A 17,276-nucleotide genomic window follows, 5' to 3' on the forward strand; every position below is an offset into this window, starting at 1 on the left:
CGGCGGGCCTTCCTTTCAACCACGGAGGTGCGACATGGCGATGAAATCCTTACTGAAGAAGCTCGTGCTGGGCGGCTGCCTGCTGGCGGCCAGCAGCCTGTCCTGGAGCTATGCGATCAATGCCGGCAAGGTGGTGGACGACAACGGCAATGCCGTGCAGCTGCGCGGCGTGAACTGGTTCGGCTTCGAGACCAACACCAACGTGGTCCACGGGCTGTGGGCGCGCAACTGGAAGGACATGATCACGCAGATGCAGGGCCAGGGCTTCAATGCCGTGCGCCTGCCGTTCTGCCCGCAGACCCTGCGCGGCACGCCGCCCAACAGCATCGACTACGGCCGCAACGCCGACCTGCAGGGCCTGAGCGCGCTGCAGGTGCTGGACAAGGTGGTGAACGAGCTGAGCAGCCGCGGCATGTACGTGCTGCTGGACCACCACACGCCCGACTGCCAGAGCATCTCCGAGCTCTGGTACACCGGCTCGTACAGCGAGCAGCAGTGGATCACAGACCTGACCTTCGTCGCGCAGCGCTACGCCAGCGTGCCCGGCGTCATCGGCCTGGACCTCAAGAACGAGCCGCACGGCGCCGCCACCTGGGGCACCGGCAATGCCGCCACCGACTGGAACCGCGCGGCCGAGCGCGCCTCGGCCGCCGTGCTGCAGGTGGCGCCCCGCTGGCTGATCGTGGTGGAAGGCGTGGCGGAGAACCCCAGCTGCTCCAGCAGCGGCGGCCACTGGTGGGGCGGCAGCCTGGAGCCGCTGGAGTGCACGCCGCTGAACATTCCGGCCGACCGCCTGCTGCTCGCCCCGCACGCCTATGGCCCGGACGTGTACGGCCAGCCGTATTTCGGCGCCTCCAATTTCCCCGACAACATGCCCGCCATCTGGGAGCAGCACTTCGGCCGCTTCGTGCAGGCCGGCCACGCCGTGCTGCTGGGCGAGTTCGGCGGCAAGTTCGGCCAGGGCGATGCCCGCGACGTGGCCTGGCAGAACAAGCTGGTGGACTACCTCATCGGCAAGGGCATCCGCAGCGGCTTCTACTGGTCGTGGAACTCCAACAGCGGCGACACGGGCGGCATCCTGAACGACGACTGGACGACGGTGCGGACCGACAAGGTCACGCTGCTCCAGCGCCTGTGGGGCGACGGCTCCAGCACCCCTCCCACGACGCCGCCGACCACACCGCCCACCACCCCTCCAACCACGCCCCCGACGACTCCGCCCCCGACGACTCCGCCCACCACGCCGCCGACCACCCCTCCCACGGGCGGCGCCAGCTTCAGCACCCAGGTCATCGTGGACAGCGAATGGAACACCGGCTACTGCGAGCGCGTGCAGGTCACCAACACCGGCGGCGCGGCGGGCGACTGGGCCCTGGACCTGACCATCACCGGCACGGTGAACAACCTCTGGAACGCCGTGTGGTCGCAATCGGGCAGCACGCTCCACGCTTCGGGCGTGGATTGGAACAAGACGCTGGCCCCGGGCGCGAAGGCGGAATTCGGTTTCTGCGCGGCGCGCTGACGCGGCGGGCCTTCAACGGCTTCGATAATCCGAAAAAATGCCACCCTGAATATGGGGCGGCAGCGGTTTTAAAATCACCCTGCACCGCCCCGCCAATCGTTTGGATCGGCGGGGCGGTGTGCTTTGTCAATCCTTGGTTGGATTAATCGGCGTGAAAGCGCAGGCCCTGGTTGATCGCGCAGCGGTAGGCCAGCGGTTCGGCGCGCTGCTGGTAGCCGGGCAGGTCGAAGACGAACATGGTGAAATCGATGGTGCCGTCCGGGCGCACCTGGTAGCGCAGCAGCTGCTGGATCGGCAGGCCGTCGCGGGCGACGGTGAAATGGGCGTCGCTGAAGGACAGCGTGCCGTCTTCGACGATGCGGTAGGCCTCGATGCGCAGGCCGCCGCGCGTGCGGCTCGGGGTGGCGTTGGCGGAGTTGGGGGTGCACAGCGAGAGGTCGATGGTGACCGATACCGCGTCCCCGGCGGCCAGCGCCTGCTGGATGTCGGCCGGATTATCGAGCCGGCTTCTGGCGCTGGCCGGAAGGGCCATCAGGGAAAACGAAGAAGCCAGCAAAACGGCAGCAAGGCGTTGCATTGGAAAAACCTCCATTCATGGTTTTGAATATCTCGGCTTGAAAATTCAAGCGTGGCGATGATATCCAAGCCATGGCAGGGAAATCGCCCGGATTTGTATGCCAAAAAGCATTTTTGTAAATGTCCGAAAGATATTCGGACAAACTGCCTGGGGTATGAGGCAGGCGCGCCGTGCGGGCCATGGCGGCCATGCATACTCGGCGGGTCGTCCGCTCGCCGCGCTGCCGGCGGGGGCGGTTTCCGATCCCTTCAATCCACCCCAAGGAGATGGCCCATGGGCCTCAGCACCCACGTTCTCGACACCATGCACGGATGCCCTGCGGCGGGCATGGCCGTGGCCCTGTATGCCACCCATGGCGAGGCCACCACGCTGCTGCAGCGGCTGTTGCTCAACGCCGATGGCCGCACCGATGCGCCGCTGTTCGACAACGCCAGCCTGCGCGCGGGCACCTACCGCCTCACGTTCGACGTGGCGGGCTATTTCCGCAGCCGGGGGGTGCAACTGCCCGAGCCGAACTTCCTGAACCAGGTGAGCCTCGATTTCGGCGTGGCCCACGCGGACCAGCACTACCACGTGCCGCTGCTGGTCAGCCCGTGGAGCTACTCCACCTACCGCGGCTCCTGAGCGCGGGCCGCCGGGCGGGCCGGGGCGCAGGCCCGGCTCAGAGCTGGCCCTCGGTCAGCGTGTCGAGCTGGAAGCGCCCGGACTTGTGCCACAGCCAGGTGTCGGTGTAGGTGACCTTGCCCATCCGCGAAGGCACGGGGTAGGGCGCGGCGGCGCGCACGGTGCGCTCGATCTCGGCGATGACCTCGGGCGCATGGCGCGGCGCGCGCATCCAGTTCAGCCGGGTCACGCGGCCGGCGCGGTCGATGTCCACCTGCAGCGTGCCGATGGCGTACAGCAAGGGCGGCAGCTTGCCCTTGTAGATGCGGTGGGCGTTCAGGCCGTACAGGTGGGTGGCGGCGTCCTGCCGGTAGGCGCGGGGCGTTTCGGCGGCCGAGGGGCGCGCGGAGCCTTGCTCGGCAGGCACCGGGCCCACCACCTCCTTCTCCAGCGGGCTGCTGGTGTCCGACGCGGCCTTGGCGGGCGGGGGCGCCGGTTCCGGCCCCGACGACCGGCAGGCCGCGATGAGGGATGCCAGGGCGGCCATGACGCTGGCCGCCAGCCACCGGCCGCGCGGCCGGCGGTGGGGCCGTTCAGGAGAAGGGGTGGGCATGGGCAGGTCTCGCTGTGGCTATGCTGTGCGGTGCCCGTGCTGCCGTTGCGCGGGGCGTACCGGAGGACTCGGATGGTGATGGCGGCGTTGCATCGTTTGCTGGAGGGCTTGGCGCACGGCCCGGCCTGCATGGTGGAGGTGGAGTCTACCCAAGGCTCGGTGCCGCGCGAAAGCGGTGCGTGGATGGCCGTGCTGGCCGATGGCCTGGCCGGCACCATCGGCGGCGGGCGGCTGGAGTTCGATGCCATCGCGCAGGCGCGTCGCCGGCTGGCGGGCGAGGGGGGGGGCGCCGTGCTGCGGTTCGCCCTCGGGCCCAGCCTGGGGCAGTGCTGCGGCGGTGTGGTGTTCCTGCGGTTCACCGTGGTGGGCGCGGGCGAGCGTGCCGCGCTGGCGCAGCGGCTGGCGCCCCGGCGCACGCCCGTGGCGCTGTTCGGCGCGGGCCATGTGGGGCATGCGCTGGTCCGCGTGCTGTCGGCCCTGCCGTTCGCCCTGACCTGGATCGACAGCCGCGACAGCGTGTTCCCCGCATTCCCCGTGGCCCCGGCCGAGGCGCCGCCAGGCGTGGCGTGCGAGCACTCCGATCCGGTGCACGCCGCCGTGCCGTCGCTCACGCCGGGCTCGCGCGTGCTCATCATGAGCTTCAGCCACGCCGAGGACCTGGACGTGGTGGCCGCCTGCCTGCTGCGCCAGCGCGAACGGGGCGACCTGCCCTTCATCGGGCTCATCGGCAGCCGCACGAAGTGGGCGACGTTCTCGCACCGGCTGGCCGCGCGGGGCTTTGCGCCCGACGAACTGGCCTGGGTCACCTGCCCCATCGGGCTGCCCGGCATCGCGGGCAAGGAGCCCGAGGTGATCGCCGTGTCGGTGGCGGCGCAGCTGCTGGCCCTGCCGGTGCCGCCGGACCCCGCGCAGCCCGGGTAAATCCGCACGCCGCCGTGCCGCGCCGGGCGTTCGGCAGGAACGATTCCTGCATACACTCGCGGCACAGGTCGCAGCGGTGCCCGGAGCCGATGCGTGTCGTCAGCCCCCAGGTGCGCGGCCTTTTCTTCTGCTCAGAGCGCCCGCAGTGGTGAGCAGGTTGACCGGGTGGTGCGCCGCGCGCCGCCCCCATGGCGCCTTCGTGCGCCGCCGAGGCTGAGACACATGGAAAGCTATCTCCTCGACTGGGCCAACCTGCTGCTGCGCTGGGTCCACGTCATCACCGCGATCGCCTGGGTGGGCTCGTCGTTCTACTTCGTCTTCCTGGACAGCAGCCTCACGCCGCCGGTCGACGACGACCTGAAAAAGCAGGGCGTGAGCGGCGAGCTCTGGGCCGTGCACGGCGGCGGCTTCTATCACCCGGTGAAGTTCGCCGTCTCGCCGCCGAAACTGCCCGCGCACCTGCACTGGTTCTACTGGGAAAGCTACAGCACCTGGCTGAGCGGCTTCGCGCTGTTCACCGTGTCGTACCTGTGGAGCGCCGGCACCTACCTCATCGACAAATCGCGCATGGACTGGGCGCCGCCTGCGGCCATCGGCGCGGCGCTGGGCTTCCTGGTCGTCTTCTGGCTGCTGTACGACGCCGTGTGCCGCCTGTTCGGGCAGCGCAGGAACGGCGACGCCATCGTCGGCGCGCTCGTGTTCGGGCTGGTGTGCGTGGCCTCGTGGCTGGCTTGCCACTGGTTCGCCGGCCGGGCGGCCTTCCTGCTGGTGGGCGCGATGATCGCCACGGCCATGAGCGCCAACGTGTTCTTCTGGATCATTCCGGGGCAGAAAAAGATGGTGGCCGCCATCCAGGCCGGCCAGCCCGTGGACCCGGTCCACGGTCAGCGCGGCAAGCAGCGCAGCGTGCACAACACGTACTTCACGCTGCCGGTGCTGTTCGCCATGCTGTCCAACCACTACAGCTTCACCTGGAGCCACCCGCAGAACTGGCTGGTGCTGATCGTGATGATGTTCGCCGGCGCGGCCATCCGGCAGTTCTTCGTCATGCGCCACGGCCACAAGCTCGGGCGCAACGGCAACCCGTTGCCCTACGCGCTGGTGGGCGTGGCGGCCATCGTCGGCGCCATCATGTGGATGCGGCCTGTGCCACCGGCCACCACCCCGGTGGCTGCAGGAAATGCTACTGATTTGATAGCTAAAGGAACAAGCAATCCGCCGGCATCGGGCACGATCGGCTACGAAAAGCTGCAGCCCGTGCTGGCGCAGCGCTGTTTCCTGTGCCACGGCGAGCAGGTGCAGATGAAGAACCTGCGGCTCGATTCGGCCCCGTCCGTCAAACAGCACGCCCAGGCCATCTACCAGCAGGCCGTGGTGCAAAAGCTCATGCCGATGAACAACGCCACCGGCATGACGGACGAGGAGCGCGACGTGGTGCGGCGCTGGTTCGAAGGCGGCGCACCGGTGCCCTGACGCGGGCCCGGGGGCGCTCAGTCCGTCGCGACGCGGGCGGCGGCTTTGCGTGCGCCCAGCGGGGCGCCCGACCGGGGGGCGATGGCGCGGTCTGCGCCCATCCCGCCGATGCGGGCCGGGCCGCGATCGTGGCCGTCCGCCTCCGAGTCGTCCGCCGCGTCGCGCCACGCCAGGCCGCTTGCGGCCAGTTTGGCATCGTGCTTGGCCAGGGCCGCGAGGTTGGCCACTTCTTCCGCATGCGCGATGGTGCCGGGCGTGATGCGCACCGCGCCGATCGACAGCGTGGTGCAGGTGAAAAAGCGCTTCACGCCGTGCCGGTCCTCGGCCCAGATGCCGCCGGCCTTGCGCGAGGCATCGTCGAACAGGGCCAGGGCTTCCTGCGCGAACTCGTCGACGATCCGCTGGCAGCGGTGCAGCCAGTCCGTGCTCTGGAACAGCAGCATGAAGTCGTCGCCGCCCACATGCCCCACGAAGTCGCGCTGCGCATCGCAGTGGGCCACCGCCAGGCGCGCCACCAGGCGGATCATCTGATCGCCGCGCCAGTAGCCGTAGTAGTCGTTGAACGGCTTGAAGTGGTTCAGGTCGGCATAGCAGGCGACGAACTCGGTGCCGCTGTCCAGCAGCCGCTGCATGTGCAGGCTGATGGGGATGTTGCCCGGCAGGAAGGTGAGCGGGTTGGCGTGGCGCGCCGCCTCGATGCGCGCCTCGGTCACGCTGCGCACCAGCTGGTCGCCCGTGCCCAGGCCCACGTAGCGGCCGTTGTCGGTGACGATGAAGCCGTCGTTCAGGTAGCGCTGGTCCTGCGAGGTGAGGATGCCCACGAGCTGGTCCACGTCGCAGTCGAGCTCCACCACGCGCGGTGCGTGGTTGGCGAACGCCATGCAGGGCTTGCGCCCGTGCACCTCGCGGAAGTACAGCGTGGCGTAGTGGTTCATGAACTGCTGGCGGTTGATGAGCGCCACGGGCCGCGTGCCGTCCACCACTGCCATGGCGTGCAGGTCGGCATGGGCCTTGAACAGCCCGGCCACCGTGTCGTTGCGGGTCTCCGGCGTGGCCGTGGGCGCCTGCACCACGAGCAGGTTGCGCAGGATGCCCGGCCGCACGTTCTGGCCCAGGTGGGGCAGCACGGCCACGCGGCGGTCACGCAGCGCATCGAGCGCGGGCAGCAGGATGGTGTCGCGGGGCAGCGGGGCCGGGCGGCCCAGCAGGTAGCCCTGGCCGTAGGGGATGTCGAGGTCGCGCAGGGCGCGCAGGTCTTCCTGCGTCTCGATGCCCTCGGCGATGAGCGTGGTGCCGAACACGTCGGCGATGCCCTTGATGGCCTGCAGCATCTGCAGGTTCTCGGGGTGCGCGCCCAGGTCGCGCACGAAGTATTTGTCGATCTTGACGAAGTCGGGTTTGGCTTCGGACCACAGCCGCAGGCTGGAGCGGCCGTCGCCGAAGTCGTCCAGCGCCAGCCGTGCGCCGCTGGCGTGCACTTCCTTCAGCGCGTGGCGCAGCGGCTCCATGTCGGTCACGCGCTCGTGCTCGGTGATCTCCAGCACCACCATGCGGGCCGATACGCCCATCGCCTGCGCGGCCTCGGCCAGCGAGGCGCCACCGCACAGCGCCACGCCGCGCACCAGCGCATCGGCGCTGATGTTCACGAACAGGCGGCCGGCCGCGCCCAGCACGCCCCACTGCTGCAGCGCGATGAACACGCACAGCAGCTCGAAGTCCTGCAGCAGGCCTTCTTCGCCCGCGCAGCGCAGCAGCGCATCGGGCGTGTGCAGGGGCGTGCCCTCCGGGCCGCGGATCAGCGCCTCGTGCGCGTAGATGCCGCCCTCGCGCAGATCGGCCAGGGGCTGGAAGACACAGTGCAGGCCGTCGCCGCGCATGAGCTGCGCCAGCGGCCCATGGCCGTTGCGCACCCCGGGCGACAACGCCGCCAGCAAGGCATCGCGCCGGCCCCGGGGAGATGCATCGATCATGGTTACAACCTTACACAATTTCACCGCGGACCATAGTCGTGCGCCATGACAGCGAAATGACAGGTGCCATGCCGTCGGGGATCGGCCACGCCGCTCACGGGTCGCTGCGCAGGTCGGCGTAGTCCACCGCGTATTTGACGAGCGCCGCCTGGCCCTCGATGCGCAGCTTGCGGCGCAGGTGCAGGCGGTGGGTCTCGACCGTGCGCACCGAGGTGCCCATGCGCTGGGCGATGTCCTTGTTGGAGCGGCCCTCGGCCAGCAGCTCCAGCACCGCGGCCTCGCGCGGCGTGAGCGCGCGGCCCGAAGGGGCCGGAACGGGCGGCGCCTCGCACAGCAGGGCCTGCACGCCTTCGCTGAAGTAGCGCCCGCCGGCGTGCACCGCCTCGATCGCCTCCACCAGTTGGCGTGCCGGCGCATCCTTGAGCACGTAGCCCCGCACGCCCAGCGCGGCCGCGCGGCGCACGTACTCGCCATCGTGGTGCATGGACAGCACCAGCACGTGCACCTGCGGAAAGCGGTCGCGGAACACCGTGGCCAGGTGGATGCCGCTCGCATCCGGCATGCGGATGTCGGTCACCACGATGTCCGGCAGCAGGGCGGCGGCCAGGTCCACGGCCTCCTGCACGCCGCCCGCCTCGCCCGCGACGCGGATGTGGCCCGTGGCCTCCAGCCGCATGCGCACGCCGTCGCGCACCAGCGGGTGGTCGTCCACCAGCAGCACGCGGATGGGGGCGCCGCTGCTCATGCGGGCACCTGCGACGGCTCGAACCCGGGGCAGGGCGCGTCGGTGTCGCCCTGCAGGGGCAGCACGGCCAGCACGCGCGTGCCGCGGCGGCTGGAAGCCACGCCGAACGTGCCGCCCAGGCCTTCGATGCGCTCGCGCATGTTGCGCAGGCCGATGCCGCCCTGTCCGTCGGCCTGCACGCGCTGCACGTCGAAGCCGCGGCCGTCGTCGATCACCGACAGGCTCACGCGCCGGCGGCCGAAGCGCAGCAGCAGCTCCACCTGCGTCGCGTGGGCGTGCATCTGGGCGTTGGTCAGCGCCTCCTGCGCCACGCGGAACAGCGCGGTGCCATGGCTGGTGGGCAGCGGGTGCGCCGTGCCGCGCAGCACGAACCCCACGCCGAGCGCGGTGTGCTCCTGCACCTGCTGGGCCATGAGGGCCAGGGCCGGCGCCAGGCCCAGGTCGTCCAGCAGCGCGGGCCGCAGGCCGTGCGAGACGCGGCGGATCTCCAGCAGCGCATGGTTGAGCCGGTCCAGGCCCTGGTCCAGCACGTGGTGCGGGCCGTGCGCCGCGCGCTCGGCCCACTGCACCTGGGCGGTTTCCAGCAGGAACTTGGAGGACACCAGCACCTGCACCACGCCGTCGTGCAGCTCGCGCGCCACGCGCACGCGCTCTTCCTCCTGCGAGCGCACCACCCGCTGCGCGAGCCGGCGCAGCTTGGCGCTGGCCACGCGGTGGTCGCTCAGGTTCAGCGCCAGCCCGGCCAGCCCGATCAGCACGATGCACAGCGCGGCGATGCCGTAGATGCGCCGGCGCGTGCCGTCGATGTTCTCCTGTGCGCGCAGGTCGATGCGGCGCAGCGTGTCGTGCACGTCGTCCAGGTACAGGCCGGTGCCGATCACCCATTCCCAGCCGGGCAGCGTCATCACGTAGGCGAGCTTGGGCACCGTCTGCTGCGATGAAGGCTTTTGCCACAGGTAGCGCACGAGCCCGCCGCCCTCGCGCGCCTTGGCGAGGATGAGGTTGGCCGGCGCCTCGCTCTGCGGGTTGGACGGGTCGCACAGGTCCACGCCGGCCAGCCCCATCTGCTGCGCGTCCAGCAGCACGTTGCCCTGGCGGTCGTAGACGAAGAAGTACCCGTCCTTGCCGAACTGCATGCGCGAGAGCAGGGCCAGCGCCTGCTGGTGGCGCGCCGCCGGGTCCGCCACGTCGGCCGCGATGCGTGCCATCGCGCTCTGGGCCAGCTGCACGTAATGGTGCAGTTCGGTCTCCTTGCTGTGCAGGTAGGCGGATTCGACCAGTTCCCGTTCCTGGTGCGCCAGCTTCAGGGTCTGGTGGCGCACGGTGACGGCCACGGAACCCAGCGCCACCAGGATGGGAATGGTCGACAGCAGCAAAAGCTTGAGTCGCAATTGCATGAAGGGTTTCTTGGATAGGAAAGCGATGACTATCTGCCGCCGCACGCCAATGTCAAGCGGGTTGTTTCGAGGGATCATGGGATATTCCGGGAATCCGTGAGCATATGTAAAGACGGTCGGTGCGATCGAGTGCGGCGGAGAATCACCAAAACTCAAAATGCGTCGGGGCGGCCTGGCGGTGGATTATGGAAAGGCAGATCCCATAATCACCCCGGTGGTGCCGGGCGGCGCTGCTGGCTGGGCATCGGCACCGGCTTGGTGCGCACCTTGTGAGTGCTTGCTACCGCAGCATCCGCACCGCAGCAAGGCCTGTGCAGCAGAAGCCATGCCAGACATGGGCGAGGCGGTGGTCTGCGTACTCCTGCGTAGGCGGGTCTGCGTACTACTGCGTAAGGGAAAAAGGTGCTTCGTTTTAGCGGGTGGTACTGCCTAAAATTCTTTCGCGAATCGGGATTTCCAGGACAGAAGAAGGCGCGCCGGAAGATTATGGGAAACGCGGTCGCATGGAAATGGATGGGGCCTGCCGGTTTATCCGCGCATGGGTCGAATCATTTTCATCGTCATATTCAAGTCGTTGCAAAGGACATTCCATGAATAATCGGATCCACCGCCACCGCGTGGCCTGGGCGGGCGCTGCCCTGGCGGCCTGCGTGCTGATGACGGGCTGCGCCGCGCCGTCCAAGCGCGAGGTGCTGTCCACCACGCAGATCTACCCGGCCATCGGGCCGTATTCGCAAATGGTGGCCCACGGAAACACGCTGTATTTCTCGGGTGTCCTGCCCCTCAATGCGGCGGGCAATGCGGTCAACGGCACCACCATCGAGGAGCAGACCCGCGCCGTGCTCGATTTCATGGGCGCCAAGCTGCGCTCGCAGGGCCTGTCGCACGAGGACGTGCTCTCCACCACGGTCTACATGAAGGACCTGAACGAGTTCGCCGCCATGAACAAGGTGTACGGCGAGTACTTCCGCACCGCTGCGCCGGCCCGCGCCACGGTGGAGGTGGCGCGGCTGCCGCGCGACGTGAAGATCGAAATCTCGGCCATCGTCGGCCGCCGCTGAACCGCTGTGGTCCTGCCTCCACGCCCCAAGGAGTTTTCCCATGAATGAAGCCACCCCCCTGATGGCCGCGCCCGGCGCCGCCGCTCCCCTGGACCTGTCCGCGGTGTCGCGCTGGAGCGCCAAGCGCCGCGATTTTCTGCGCGTGCTCGGCTATGGCGCCGGCGCCGCGACGCTCGGGCCCCTGGTGGCCGCGTGCGGCAGCAGCGGCGCACAGACCCAGGCCGAAGCCCTGCGCGAGCAGCTCATGCGCGACGAGGCGTTCTGGACGGGCGTGCAGGGCATGTTCGTGCTCAAGCCCGAGAAGACCTACATGAACATCGGCACCGGCGGCTCCATGCCCAAGCTGGTGCTGGAAACGTTCGATGCCGAGAACCGCAAGAAGGCGGCCGATTCCGGCAGCGGCTATGGCAACCTGCTGGACCTGCGCAAGCAGGTGGCCCCGGGCTTCGGCGTGGATGCGGACGAACTCGCGTTCTCTGCCAACACGTCCTCGGGCATGTGCCACGCCATCCTGGGGCTGGACTGGCAGCGCGGCGACGTGGTGGTCACCACCAACCACGAGCACGGCGGCGGCGACACGCCGCTCAAGATCGCCACCGATCGCTACGGCATCGAGGTCTCGCGCATTGCGCTGCCGGTGGGCAACAACCAGACGGCCGCCACCTACGTGAACCTGTTCGACGAGCGCATCCGCGCGCTCAAGGCCCAGGGCAAGCGCGTGCGCGCCATGATGTGGTCCTCGCCCACGTACAAGACCGGCACCATGCTGCCGATCGCCGAGCTGATGGCGGTGGTGAAGGCGCACGAGCTCATCAGCATCGTGGACGGCGCCCACCTGCCGGGCATGATGGCCTACAACTATGCGGAGCTGGGCATGGACTTCATGTCCGGCGCGGGACACAAGTGGCAGTGCGGCCCGGGCTCGACCGGCATCCTGGTGGTGCGCAACAAGATGCGCGCCTCCAACCCGCTGCCGCTGCCCAGGTGGTTCCCGGTGCACACCAGCTCCTACGCCGCCAAGGACCGCACCACCAACGGCACCGAGACCTACGACATCGCTGCGACCATCACCAGCTGCGGCAGCCTGCACACGCCCATGTTCATGGCGCTGGCCCAGGCCTGCGCGCAGTGGGACGGCATCGGGCGCAAGAAGATCGAGACCTACGACCTCACGCTGTCGTCCTACCTCAAGGAAAAGATCGCCGAGCGCTGGGGCGTGGATGCGCTGTATTCGCCCAAGGACGACCCCAAGCTGCTTTCCGCGCTCACCTCGTTCAATCCGTTTCCCAACAAGGACGACGTGATGAACGCGCAGAAATCCACGGCCTTCGTGGCGCGCATGCTGAGCGAATACCCGCAGGGCTTCGTGATCCGCAACGCCGACTTCCCCGTCATCGGCGCGCCGGCCAACCACTACGGCGTGCGCATCTCCACCCACCTGTGGCACGACGCGCGCGACATCGACCTGCTGGTCGACGCCATGTGGGACCTGCCGCGCAAGATCTGATCCGGCAGCGCGGCCGCATTCATAAAAAAAGCGCGGGAGGCGACTCCCGCGCTTTTTCTTTGGGGGCGCCCTGCGCGCCGTGCGGCGATCAGAAGCGGTGGCGGATGCCCACGCCGAAGCTGTTGCCCTTCGTCTGCGCCGTGATGCGGTCGTTCATGAGCATGGCGTACACGTCGGTGCGCTTGGACAGGAAGTGGTCGTAGCCCAGCGTGAAGGTCTTGCGGTCGATGTCGGTCTGCGTCATCTCGGTCTTGACCCATTCCACCAGCACCTTGCCAGCCGGGCCGACCGGCACCGAGGCGCCCAACTGCACCGTCTTGGCCTTGTTGGTGGTGTTGTCGGCCTTGGCCTCGCCGTAGCTCACGAAGGGCTTGACCAGGCCGAAGTCGTAGGCGCCCAGCAGCATCCAGTCGGTCTTCTTCGTGCCCAGGTAGGCATTGGGAACGGCGGGGTTGCTGATCTGGTCGCGCTCGTAGAAACCCGTCAGCGTCACGGGGCCGCCGAAGTAGAAGAAGTTCGCGCCGAAGTTCTTCTTGCCGTTGTCGCCCGGCTGCTCGCCGAACTGGTACTGGATGTTGGCCGAGAAGCCGCCGAATTTCGGCGTGCTGTAGACGATCTGGTTGCTCCAGCCCGTGTCGGACGGCGTGGTCGCGCCCCAGCCGGTGCCGTTGAACAGCGGTACGTTCATGTGCAGGATCAGCGGCGAGAAGGTGAACGAATCGCCGAACGGATTGCCCACCACCGAGGGCAGGAAGTTGGGCGCCATCCAGCGGCCCAGCATCACCGAGCCGAAGTCGCCCGACAGGCTGACGTTGGCATCGCGCGAGAAGAACGTGTCGTTGGCGAAGCGCCCCTGCGAGCCGTTGTCCACCTTGATGAACGAGGTCAGCTGGAAGTTGGCCTTCAGTCCGCCGCCGAGGTCTTCCGTGCCCTTGAAGCCGAACCACGAGGTCGTGAGGCCGCCGCTGTCCACGACCGACTTGCGGCCCGCATCGCCGGCCATCTTGATGGACCCGGCGAACACGTCGGCCAGACCGGTGAGCTGCACGGAGCTCTGGGCCTGCGCCCCGGCGGAACAAAGCAGCGCTGCGCCCAACGCGATCCAATTCTTTTTCATACGACTCCTGCGAAAGGGAAGAGGGGGGGAAGGGAAGGTGCCGATGGCTCGGCGGTGCACACGGGCCTTTCAACGGGCCAGGAAAAACGTGTCGATTTGCAAAGGGCTCCAAGCAAGGACCGTGCCTTCACCATTCGGCCTGTGGGGGCATGCGGCGCTCGCGGCAACCGGGCGCGGTAGCTGCGGCCAGAGCGCACCGCTTTTGACTTTGCTCAACACCGCGCGGCGGTGCTGCGGTCACAGTGGCGGCTCTATGTTTCCCTCTTCTTGCACCCCTGCACCGACCAAGACTGAGGCCCTTGCCGGCGAGGTGCTGCGCGAGCGCCACCAGCGTCCGGCCAGCGTGCTGTACCTGGACAGCGGCCGCGTGCTGCTCGGGGTGCGCGAGGATGGGCAGCTTCGGCACCAGTTGGGTGCGGTGGAGGGGCCGTGCTGGCTCGATGCCGCACCCGCGCTGCTCGGCCAGGCGTGCATGGTGGACATGGTGGCGGACACGCGCGTGCTGCTGCGCCGCATGCCGCTGGAGGCCTTCCGATCCGGCTTCGAATCGCTGCCGTCGCCCGCCCGGGCGCTGGTGTACGACATGGCGCGGGGCTACTGCCAGCAGACCGAGCTGGCCGTGAGCCGGCTCGCGCAGGACGCCGAGGCGCGTTGCGCCCAGTGGCTGCTGCGGCACGCCCAGCAAGACGATGCGGGCACGATGCGCGTGACGCTGCACCAGCGCAAGCGGCTCATCGCCGCGCAGCTGGGCATCGCGCCGGAGACCCTGTCGCGCGTGCTGCGCCACCTGCGCGACCACGGGCTCATTTCGGGCACGGGCAATGTGCTCAATCTGCCGCGGCCCGGCGCGCTGCAGGTGGTGGCCGGGGTCGGCTGAAGCGCGTTCGGCCGCCCGCGCAAGGGGCGGGGGCGGGGCGGCTGCAACGCGCGGCCGATCGGGCGGCGCGGCCATGGCGCGGCGGTGCGAAAGGGCTCAGGGTTTCCCCCGGACCGACCGAGGGTTCCACCCAACCCGCGCCCGCAGGGGGCTGCGTATATTCGTTCGCACCCCATTGCACATTCCGCCTGACAGCATGCCCTGCGCCTTTCGCCGCCCCTTTGCCAGAGGTGCTTCGTCCACGGAGCGCCGATGACGCCGCCCTCGCACGAGGCGCTCGAGGCGGAGCGGGACGCGGCGGGCGACACGCCCGGCTGGCTGCTGCCGGGCCGTCTCGTGCAGCGCCTGATGCTGGTGGCCGTGCTGGCGGTGGTGTTCGCCGGGGCGATGGCCGCCTGGACCGTGTCGCGCGCGGCCGGCGAAGAGGCCATGCGCCGCCTCGTGAGCCAGCAGACCGACGAGGTCGAAGTGGTCGCGCGGCTGCTGGCCAGCAAGATCGAGCAGAGCCAGAAGGTGCTCAGCACCGTGGCCGAGGGCATCCAGCCCGTCATGCTCGACTCGCCCTCGTCCCTCGGGTGGCTGCTGCAGCAGGGCCTGCCGGCGGTGCGTTTCTTCGATGCCATGCAGGTGGTGCGGCAGGACGGCACCGTGGCCATCAACCTGCAATACGGCCGCCTGGACAGCGGCTCCAGCCTCGATCCGGCCGAGCGCGACAGCCTGCGCCGCACCATGCTGGAAGGCAAGCCGCTGGTGTCGGGCCTGATCGGCGGGCGGCCGAGCGAGGCGCGCGTGATGTTCACGATCCCGCTGCACCGGGACGAGGGCACGGTGGTGGGCGCCGTCTCGGGCGTGCTGCGCCTGCAGTCGCAGGGGCTGCTGCCGCCCTCGATGTCGCTGCCGGCGCGCAAGGACTCCCGGCTCATCGTCTTCACGCGCGACGGCACCATCCTGTCGCACCCCGACCCCGCGCGGGTGATGGGCAGCGTGCGCGACGAGGCCGGCCTGTCGCAGGTGTTCGCGCGGTCGGGCGACAGGGACCAGCCGGTCATGGGGCGTGGCTTCACCGAGCGGCTGCCGGGCCATGTGGTCAGCCTGGCCGGCATGCCCATGACCCAGTGGACCGTGGCGCGCGTGAACGATGCACAGGCCCTGCTCGCGCCGCTGGAGGGCGCGCAGCGCCGGGCCGCCTGGCTGGCGGCCGCCCTCATCGGCGCGGCCGCATTGCTGGCCGTGGCCTGCATGGCCTGGCTGGCGCAGCCCCTCGCCCGGCTGTGCCACCGCGCCGCGCACCTGGGCGCCCGCGCGCCCGGCGCCCATGAAGACATGCCCTGGCCGCAGGGCGCCGGCGAGGTGGACGGGCTGGTGGCGGCCTGCCGCGGACTGCTCGACGAGCGCACCGGCACGCAGTCGCAGATGGGGCTGCTGCGGGGGCAACTGCAGTCCATCCTGGACCATGCACCCACCGGCATCATCATCACGCGCGGTGAGAACCTGCAGGTCGTGAGCCTGCAGGCCGGCCGCATGCTGGGCTACGAACCGGCGCAGCTGCAGGGGCGGCTGGCCCGCGTGCTCTACGTGAGCGATGCCGAGTACGAGCACCTCAAGCGGCGCGTGCGGGCGGAGTTCTCGGCACACGGCACCTTCGATGGCGACGTGTGCTTCCTGCGCCAGGACGGCAGCGCGGTGTGGGCCCGGGTGCTGGGCCGCTCGGTGCGGAACGCCTCGGGCGATGCGGGCACGGTCTGGATGCTGGAGGACCTCACCGCCGCGCGCGAGGCCCGCCGCCGCGAGGACTGGGCGGGCGGGCTCGACGCCCTCACGCAGTTGGCCAACCGCGATGCGTTCAGCCAGCGCCTGCATGCGCTGCTGGCCGACCGCGCGGCCCGCCCCGACACGGTGCAGGCGCGCCCGGGCGAGGAGGCGGGCGAGGGCGTGGTGCTGTTCCTGGACCTGGACCATTTCACCGTGGTCAACGCCATCGCCGGGCATGACGCGGGCGACGACGTGCTGCGCCACGTGGGCCGCCTCATCGAGACCCAGGTGCGGTCGGTGGGCTGGGCGGCGCGGCTGGGCGGCGACGAGTTCGCCGTGGTGCTGCCCGGCTGCCCGCTGGGGCGCGGGCTGGCCATCGCCGAGCAGCTGTGCGCCGCCGTGCGGGCGTGGGAACCCTCGTACCAGGGCCGCAGCTACACGCTGGGCGTGAGCATCGGTCTCGTGCCGCTGGACAGCAGCGTGTACGACGTGACCGCGGTGCTCCACGCGGCCGACATGGCGTGCTACGAGGCCAAGCGCGCGGGTCGCGACCGGGTCGAGGTGCGCTCGGTGCGGGGTGGGCGGTCGCAGGTGCGCGCGGCGTGAAGGCGGGCTGTGCGCCGCTGCCGCCGCATCACCGCCGCATGCTTCGCCTTCAACCCATTGGTTTGCCGATAATCGCCCCGTGCCCCAACCCCATCGCCCGCTGCGCAACCCCCCCGCTTTCCATGGCGGGCTGGCGCGTTGGCAAGCCCGCGTGCGCTGGGTCATGGCGTGGTTCGTGCTGTCGCTGGGCGTGGCGGTGGCCTCGCCCATCGTGCACCCCCAGGTGGTCGAGTGGGTCTGCACCGGCGTCGGAACGGTGAAGGCCGTCGTGCATGCCGATGACGGCGTGCAGCCCGTGGGCCTGGCGCACGGGGACTGCCCGCTGTGCCTTCTTGCCGCGCCCCCGGCGCAGCCGCCGGCGGTCGCCCTGCCGGTCGTGCTGCCGCTGTCGCGCGCGGTGCAGTCCATTGCGGCCGCGCGCATCGCCGCGGCCACCGCGGCGCCGCTTCCGGCCCGCGGGCCGCCGCCGCTCTCCTGATCCGCCCTTCGATTTCGCAGCGCGGGCCAGCCCCTGCGGCAGGCCACGCGACGCGAT

General features: G+C 69.6%; 15 protein-coding genes. 9 read left to right on the forward strand and 6 right to left on the reverse strand.

Annotation, left to right across the window (positions count from 1 at the left end):
- Nucleotides 1–34: 34 nt before the first annotated feature.
- A complete protein-coding gene (locus M5C96_RS05685) occupies nucleotides 35–1,522 on the forward strand; it encodes a cellulase family glycosylhydrolase (protein ID WP_272567770.1) in 1,488 nt (495 codons plus the stop codon).
- A gap of 142 nt (nucleotides 1,523–1,664) precedes the next feature.
- On the opposite strand, the gene M5C96_RS05690 is transcribed toward M5C96_RS05685, so the two are convergent.
- Nucleotides 1,665–2,099, reverse strand: a complete 435-nt coding sequence (locus tag M5C96_RS05690) for a VirK family protein (protein WP_272567773.1) — start codon at nucleotides 2,097–2,099, stop codon at nucleotides 1,665–1,667.
- Between the two features lie 273 nt (nucleotides 2,100–2,372).
- Here M5C96_RS05690 and uraH point away from each other — a divergent pair, with 273 nt between their 5' ends.
- On the forward strand, nucleotides 2,373–2,723 hold the full coding sequence (uraH, locus tag M5C96_RS05695; RefSeq protein ID WP_272567775.1) for a hydroxyisourate hydrolase: 351 nt from the start codon (nucleotides 2,373–2,375) through the stop codon (nucleotides 2,721–2,723).
- A gap of 37 nt (nucleotides 2,724–2,760) precedes the next feature.
- Here the strand turns inward: uraH and M5C96_RS05700 are convergent, their stop codons facing one another.
- A complete protein-coding gene (locus M5C96_RS05700) occupies nucleotides 2,761–3,249 on the reverse strand; it encodes a hypothetical protein (RefSeq protein WP_272569618.1) in 489 nt (162 codons plus the stop codon).
- Nucleotides 3,250–3,393: 144 nt separating this feature from the next.
- On the opposite strand from M5C96_RS05700, the gene xdhC reads away from it, so the two are divergent.
- The gene (gene xdhC, locus M5C96_RS05705) at nucleotides 3,394–4,236 is read left to right on the forward strand and encodes a xanthine dehydrogenase accessory protein XdhC (RefSeq protein ID WP_272567776.1); all 843 of its coding nucleotides are present in this window, start codon (nucleotides 3,394–3,396) and stop codon (nucleotides 4,234–4,236) included.
- Between the two features lie 222 nt (nucleotides 4,237–4,458).
- Entirely contained in the window at nucleotides 4,459–5,709 is a 1,251-nt protein-coding gene (locus tag M5C96_RS05710) for a urate hydroxylase PuuD (RefSeq protein ID WP_272567778.1), read from the forward strand.
- 17 nt (nucleotides 5,710–5,726) lie between these two features.
- Here M5C96_RS05710 and M5C96_RS05715 read toward each other — a convergent pair whose 3' ends face one another.
- The 3 genes from M5C96_RS05715 to M5C96_RS05725 form a co-directional block, all read right to left on the reverse strand.
- Nucleotides 5,727–7,679, reverse strand: a complete 1,953-nt coding sequence (locus tag M5C96_RS05715) for a phosphodiesterase (RefSeq protein ID WP_272567779.1) — start codon at nucleotides 7,677–7,679, stop codon at nucleotides 5,727–5,729.
- A 94-nt stretch (nucleotides 7,680–7,773) separates the two neighbouring features.
- Entirely contained in the window at nucleotides 7,774–8,424 is a 651-nt protein-coding gene (locus M5C96_RS05720) for a response regulator (RefSeq protein WP_272567781.1), read from the reverse strand.
- Nucleotides 8,421–9,821: a cache domain-containing protein gene (locus M5C96_RS05725; protein WP_272567783.1), complete on the reverse strand. Its 1,401-nt coding sequence runs from the start codon at nucleotides 9,819–9,821 to the stop codon at nucleotides 8,421–8,423. The genes M5C96_RS05720 and M5C96_RS05725 overlap by 4 nt, the downstream gene beginning before the upstream one ends.
- Nucleotides 9,822–10,411: 590 nt before the next feature.
- Between M5C96_RS05725 and M5C96_RS05730 the strand changes: the two genes are divergently transcribed.
- Both M5C96_RS05730 and M5C96_RS05735 read left to right on the forward strand, forming a co-directional pair.
- A complete protein-coding gene (locus tag M5C96_RS05730) occupies nucleotides 10,412–10,882 on the forward strand; it encodes a Rid family detoxifying hydrolase (protein ID WP_272567784.1) in 471 nt (156 codons plus the stop codon).
- A 40-nt stretch (nucleotides 10,883–10,922) separates the two neighbouring features.
- Complete coding sequence (locus M5C96_RS05735) at nucleotides 10,923–12,389, forward strand: aminotransferase class V-fold PLP-dependent enzyme (protein WP_442867361.1); 1,467 nt, start codon at nucleotides 10,923–10,925, stop codon at nucleotides 12,387–12,389.
- An 88-nt stretch (nucleotides 12,390–12,477) separates the two neighbouring features.
- Here M5C96_RS05735 and M5C96_RS05740 read toward each other — a convergent pair whose 3' ends face one another.
- Nucleotides 12,478–13,506, reverse strand: coding sequence for a porin (locus M5C96_RS05740; RefSeq protein ID WP_272567786.1), 1,029 nt, complete (start codon nucleotides 13,504–13,506; stop codon nucleotides 12,478–12,480).
- A 253-nt stretch (nucleotides 13,507–13,759) separates the two neighbouring features.
- On the opposite strand from M5C96_RS05740, the gene M5C96_RS05745 reads away from it, so the two are divergent.
- The 3 genes from M5C96_RS05745 to M5C96_RS05755 all read left to right on the forward strand — a co-directional run bounded on the left by M5C96_RS05745 (nucleotide 13,760) and on the right by M5C96_RS05755 (nucleotide 17,219).
- Entirely contained in the window at nucleotides 13,760–14,383 is a 624-nt protein-coding gene (locus M5C96_RS05745; RefSeq protein ID WP_272567788.1) for a Crp/Fnr family transcriptional regulator, read from the forward strand.
- 252 nt (nucleotides 14,384–14,635) lie between these two features.
- Complete coding sequence (locus tag M5C96_RS05750; RefSeq protein ID WP_272567789.1) at nucleotides 14,636–16,741, forward strand: sensor domain-containing diguanylate cyclase; 2,106 nt, start codon at nucleotides 14,636–14,638, stop codon at nucleotides 16,739–16,741.
- A gap of 79 nt (nucleotides 16,742–16,820) precedes the next feature.
- Complete coding sequence (locus M5C96_RS05755) at nucleotides 16,821–17,219, forward strand: hypothetical protein (RefSeq protein ID WP_442867362.1); 399 nt, start codon at nucleotides 16,821–16,823, stop codon at nucleotides 17,217–17,219.
- Nucleotides 17,220–17,276 lie beyond the last annotated feature (57 nt).

The organism is Acidovorax sp. GBBC 1281, from assembly GCF_028473645.1.
Taxonomy (GTDB): Bacteria; Pseudomonadota; Gammaproteobacteria; order Burkholderiales; family Burkholderiaceae_C; genus Paracidovorax.